Below are 5683 nucleotides of genomic sequence, written 5' to 3'. Positions count from 1 at the left end.
CTGCATGCCGCGCAGCACCACTTCGACACTCTGGCTCAGCCAGGTGAATGGACGCCGCAGTTGCTTCATCTCCGCGTTGCTGTTCGCGACAGCCTGCGAGATGAACAACAGGTTCGGTGGCGTCAATTTCCGCCATGCCTGATGCAGGTCACCCCCGCCTTCGAGTTCAGGGCCAAAGGCATAGCCCTCGGTCTCGTCAGCGTAGCGCCGCTCGTACAACAGGGTCTCGTTCCCTTGCGGAAAGGCCGCCAGTCGCTCGTGCACGAGCCTTGAGCGTGTCGCTGCCAGCTCGAACTGGTATCGAACTCCATCCTGGATGAAATGGACCTCGAATGAACTCGGCGCCTGCGCCAATGCCGGATCGAGCGCGAACGGGGTCACTGGCAGCGCAGGGGCCAGTGCACTCGACGACAGATTCGCGATCAAACCGATCACCGACAGCGCCTGCAAAAGGTTGCTCTTCCCCGCTGCATTCGGCCCATACACCGCACACACCTTCAGCAAGTCGGGAAACTTCTCGCCACTGAGCGGCGCCTTGAAGGTGTTCCTGCCCTTGCGCAGCCGCGGCGCGGCCACCATCGACAGCGTCTGCCGCTCCCGGAACGACCGGAAATTGGCCACGGAGAACTCAATGAGCATGGCGGATGCAACAGGTCAGGACCGGGCAAGTGTCTCACCCGGCAATACCACGGGTGCATCGCCGACAATCCCCCGAATGTCCACCGAAGATTTCCGCGTCCTGGCCGTGATCCCGCCGATGACGCAGCTCAACACGCCGTACCCGTCCACGGCCTATCTCACGGGCTTCCTGCGCTCGCGTGGCATCACGGCCGTGCAGGAGGACCTGGCGCTCGCGCTGGTGCTCGACCTGCTGTCCCCCACCGGCCTCGACCAGGTCCGCGACCGCGCGCAGGCACAACCCGAGGCGCAGCGCTCCGCGCCGGTCACCGTCTTCCTCGACGCCTTCGACCGCTACCGCTCCACCATCGCCCCCACCATCCGCTTCCTGCAAGGGCGCGACTCCACCCTCGCGCACCGCATCGTCGGCCGCGACTGGCTGCCCGAGGGCACGCGCTTCCGCTCGCTCGACGTCTACGTCGACGACGAGGGCGGCGACCCGCTCGCCTGGGCCTTCGGCGCGCTCGGCCTGCAGGACCGCGCCCGTCACCTCGCGACGCTCTACCTGAACGACCTGGCCGACGTGCTGCGCGACGCCATCGACGGCCGCTTCGAGTTCGTGCGCTATGCCGAGCAGCTGGCCGCGAGCCAGGCCGATTTCGATCCGCTGGCCAGCGCGCTGTCGGCCGCGCCGAACCTGGTCGACGAGCGCCTCGCCGCACTCGCACTGGCCGCGGTCGAGCGCCACCGCCCCCACCTGCTGCTGCTGTCGGTGCCCTTCCCCGGCTCGATGTACGCCGCGCTGCGCATCGCGCAGGCCGTGAAGGCGGCGCACCCGCAGATCGCCATCGCGCTCGGCGGCGGCTTCGTCAACACCGAGCTGCGCGAGCTGTCGGAGCCGCGCGTGTTCGACTTCGTCGACGTGGTGACGCTCGATGCCGGCGAACGCCCGCTGCTCGCGCTGATCGACCACCTGCAGGGCAAGCGCTCGCAGCAGCGGCTGGTGCGCAGCTTCGTGCGCGAGGCCGAATCGGGCGCAGTCCGCTACATCAACGGCTTCGCCGAGCYCGACATCCCGTTCGACCAGGTCGGCACGCCCACCTGGGACGGCCTGCCGCTGGACCGCTACCTGTCGCTGCTCGACATGCTGAACCCGATGAACCGGCTGTGGAGCGACGGCCGCTGGAACAAGCTGACGGTGGCGCACGGCTGCTACTGGAAGAAGTGCAGCTTCTGCGACGTGAGCCTCGATTACATCGCCCGCTTCGAGCAGGCCTCGTCGACGACGCTGGTCGACCGCATCGAGGCCATCGTGCAGGAGACCGGGCAGACCGGCTTCCATTTCGTCGACGAGGCCGCGCCGCCGAAGGCGCTGCGCGCGCTGGCCGCCGAGCTGCAGCGCCGCAAGGTCGAGATCACCTGGTGGGGCAACGTGCGCTTCGAGAAGACCTTCGACCGCGAGCTGTGCGAAGAGCTCGCCGCCAGCGGCTGCATCGCGATCTCGGGCGGGCTCGAGGTGGCCTCCGACCGCTTGCTGAAGCTGATGAAGAAAGGCGTGTCGGTCGAGCAGGTGGCGCGCGTCACGCAGGCCTTCTCGGAGGCCGGCATCCTGGTGCACGCGTACCTGATGTACGGCTTCCCGACGCAGAACGAGCAGGACACGGTGGACGCGCTCGAGTACGTGCGTCAGCTGTTCGAGGCAGGCTGCATCGCGAGCGGCTTCTTCCACCGCTTCGCCTGCACCGTGCACTCGCCGGTCGGCCTGCAGCCCGCCGACTACGGCATCTCGCTGCAGCCGCTGCCGCCGGGCCGCTTCGCGAAGAACGACGTCGGCTTCATCGACCCGACCGGCACCGACCACGACGCAATGGGCCGCGCGCTGAAGAAGGCGATCTACAACTACATGCACGGCATCGGGCTGGACGCTGACGTGCGCAGCTGGTTCGACGTGCGCGTGCCGAAACCGACGGTCGGCCGGCACCGCATCGCGAAGGCGCTGCAGCAGGTGCAGTAGGTCGGGAAAACGAGCCCGCTCTTCCGTTCCGGTACACACGTACCATAGGTCCGAGACCCACCGCCTTTGGCCCGTTTTTCGTGTCGATCGGCACCCCACTCCTTCCCAGAATCGGCTCCCACTGATGGCGCATGACGCGCCCGATGGAGCCCGAGATGTACCGATCGCCGTTCTTCAGCATCATCACCACGACCCACCTGCGCGCACCGCTGCTGGCGCGCGCCCTGCGCTCGCTGCGCGCCCAGACGTTCCAGGATTTCGAGGTCATCGTCGTGGCCGACGCGCTCGACGGCGACACGRCCACCGTCTGCGCCGAACTGCTGCGCGAGCAGGACATGTTCATCAAGCGCTGCGGCCGCTGCGGCCCGGCCGAGAGCCGCAACCAGGGCATGCGGCTCGCACGCGGCGAGTGGGTGATGTTCCTCGACGACGACGACACCTTCGCGCCCGAGCACCTGCAGCGCACGCAGGCCCACATCAGCGCCCACCCTGAGGCCAAGGTGCTGTACTCCGATTTCGACGTGCTGAACGAAGACCGCGAGAAGGACCTGCACGCGGTCCTCGCGCGCACCCGCATCCACCTCGGCGGCCACCCGATCGAATCGCTGCACGTGAAGAACTTCATCCCGAACAACGCGCTGGTGTTCCACCGCCTGGCGCTCGAAGGCTGCAGCGTCGACCCGCATCTCGAATCGCAGGAAGACTGGGATTTCCTGCTCTCGGTGTGCCAGAAGGCGATGCCCCAGTACTACGAGGGTGGCGGCGCGATCGTGCACAAGGACGAGGTGAACCCCGGCCTGCACCGCGGCACCGCGCCGGCGKCCACGAACAACACGGTCGTCGTCGACTTCCTGCACACCTACCGCCGCTGGCGCGCGCCCACGCCCTTGCTGCAGGCCCAGCGCCAGCAGCTGATCCAATCCGTCGGGCTCAGCCTGCCGGTGGCCTGGTTCTGATCCGGCGCGTGGTCTAGGGCCTGTTAACAAGCCCTAAACTGGCGCTCCCCCGAGGGGCCGAACGAGCCCCCAGGGCCGTCACCACCGACCGGAGGAGTTTCCCTTGAACCTGATCGATCCTGCGCGCCGCGCCCTGCGGCATGCGTTGCTGGCGTGCGCCCTTGTGGCGGCTGCCGGCTGCACCACCATCAGCACCGCCCCCGACCCGCTGAAGACGCCGCCGAAGGCGAACGAGAGCGTGGCCGTGGTGAGCATCACCGGCAACACGGCCCAGGTCACCGCGATGGACGTCGCCTCGGTGACGCGGCTCAATGCCGATGGCAGTTCCAGCGGCAGCATCTTCAACCTGACGCAGGTGGCACCCGGCCTCGCGCGCGACACCTCGCTGTTCGTCGGCGTGCTGCCGGCCGGTGCCTACGAGTTCTCGGGGCTGTCGAACAGGGCGACGAACCAATCCCTGCGCATGACGCCGACGATGCGCCAGCGCATCGGCCGCTTCACCATCGTCCCCGGCACGCCGACCGACCTCGGCCGGCTCATCATGACGCCGGTGAACACGAACGTCGTCGTCGGGCGCAGCGCGACCATCACGTCGAACCTGCCGATGATGCAGCGCTTCGCTCCCGAGCAGGCGCAGCGCTTTGCCGGCACGACGCCCGGCGGCTGGGACGGCACGCGCACGTCGAACGACCTGGTCGAGGAGTACGCGCGGCTGCGGCCGGTCGGTGCCGACAACATGGTCGAGCTGTCCGATGGCCGGGTCGTCGCCGCCTCGCGCCTGGGCAGCCTGCTGATCCGGTCGACGGAGGGCCACTGGCGCGTGCTGCCGAGCACCGGACTGGAGTCGCTGCTGCACGTGACCCCGGTCGACCGCCCGGATGCCAGCCTGGTCGCGGCCGGCGAGTTCAGCACGCTGCTGCGCCTTCCACCGGGTGGCGACCGGCTGGTGCCGATCGACACCGGCGACCTGCCGCCCGGCAACCTGCTGTTCGTCGACGGCAACGACCGCACCGGCTGGTACATCGCCGAGCAGAGCGGCACCGAGGTGACGCTCTTCAAGTCGCCTCGCCTGGTCGCCGGCACCTGGACGCCGGTGCGCAAGGAAAGCGTCGCAAACAGCTTCTGGAGCGGCGCGAACTCGTTCTGGATCTGGCGCGCCCCGCAGGGCCTGACCTACGCGCTGAGCACCGGCCAGATCCAGTCGCTCGACTACGCGAGCGGCATCTGGCGCACCACCACGGCCCCGAACAACAGCCGGATCGTGACGATCGAGTACCACCCTGGCGGTTCGCTGGGCATCGTCACCTCGCCGGGCGGCGGCTTCGCGGGGGTGTTCGCGTCGCTGTACCTGTCGAAGGACATGGGTGCCAACTGGAGGGAGATCAAATCGGACTTCAACGTGAAGGTCGCTCCGCCCTACGAGACGCTGGGCGGCACGCTGCTGAACCCGGGCGGCGTCTTCACCGACCAGGTACTGAAGGCGAGCGACGACGGCGGCAAGACCTGGAAGAAGCGCGGTGATTTCCCGCTGGCCTGGCACCTTGTGCAGTTGCCCTCGGGCAAGACCTTCGCGGTCGACCGCGGGCAGCTCGGCCTGTTCTCGATCCGCTCGTCCACCGACGAAGGCACGAACTGGAAGACGGAGTACAGCAATTTCGACGCGAAAGCGTACGAGTCGTCACAGAAGAAATAGCGTCCTGCTGCGCGAGGATCGCTCCAACTGGTATTCAATTGGATATTCTGACGGCAGCATCTATCCAGAGGGAGCGATTAAAAATGGTCATGACCACTTCCGCCTCGGGCGGTTCCGCGCGCCGCGTGCTGGCGTCCTTGGTTCTGTCGGTGGCGGCCGCGGCCGTGCACGCGGCCTACCCGGCCTGGAAACCCGACACGTTCTACGCGGCGGGCACGATCGTGTCGTACGCCGGGCACGACTACAAGGCCTGGGTCGCGCAGACCGACTACACCGGCACCGGCTGGAACCCGACGACGGCGAGCTTGTGGCAGGACCTCGGGCCGAGTGGCGGCACGCCGCCCGCGCCCGCGCCGGCCCCTGTCCCCGCTCCGGCACCCGCCCCGGCTCCCGCGCCAGCAC

Annotated in this window: 5 protein-coding genes; 4 read left to right on the top strand and 1 reads right to left on the bottom strand. The window is 68.1% G+C overall.

Annotated elements, in window-relative coordinates; all coding sequences use genetic code 11:
• A partial coding sequence (locus AC1D15_RS15820) for an AAA family ATPase (RefSeq protein WP_477826717.1) occupies positions 1-639 on the bottom strand: 639 nt, incomplete at its 3' end.
• Between the two features lie 76 nt (positions 640-715).
• On the opposite strand from AC1D15_RS15820, the gene AC1D15_RS15815 reads away from it, so the two are divergent.
• From AC1D15_RS15815 to AC1D15_RS15800, 4 genes are all read left to right on the top strand, one after another.
• A complete protein-coding gene (locus tag AC1D15_RS15815) occupies positions 716-2632 on the top strand; it encodes a B12-binding domain-containing radical SAM protein (RefSeq protein WP_477826716.1) in 1917 nt (638 codons plus the stop codon).
• Positions 2633-2763: 131 nt separating this feature from the next.
• Positions 2764-3588: a glycosyltransferase family 2 protein gene (locus AC1D15_RS15810; protein WP_477826715.1), complete on the top strand. Its 825-nt coding sequence runs from the start codon at positions 2764-2766 to the stop codon at positions 3586-3588.
• Positions 3589-3691: 103 nt separating this feature from the next.
• Entirely contained in the window at positions 3692-5281 is a 1590-nt protein-coding gene (locus tag AC1D15_RS15805) for a beta propeller repeat protein (RefSeq protein WP_477826714.1), read from the top strand.
• A gap of 89 nt (positions 5282-5370) precedes the next feature.
• On the top strand, positions 5371-5683 hold a 313-nt coding region (locus AC1D15_RS15800), incomplete at its 3' end, for a carbohydrate-binding protein (protein WP_477826713.1).

Source organism: Rhizobacter sp. P2_H2, assembly GCF_056403375.1.
The sequence above is the reverse complement of the archived record's forward strand: the minus strand, read 5'-3'. Positions and strand labels throughout refer to the sequence as shown.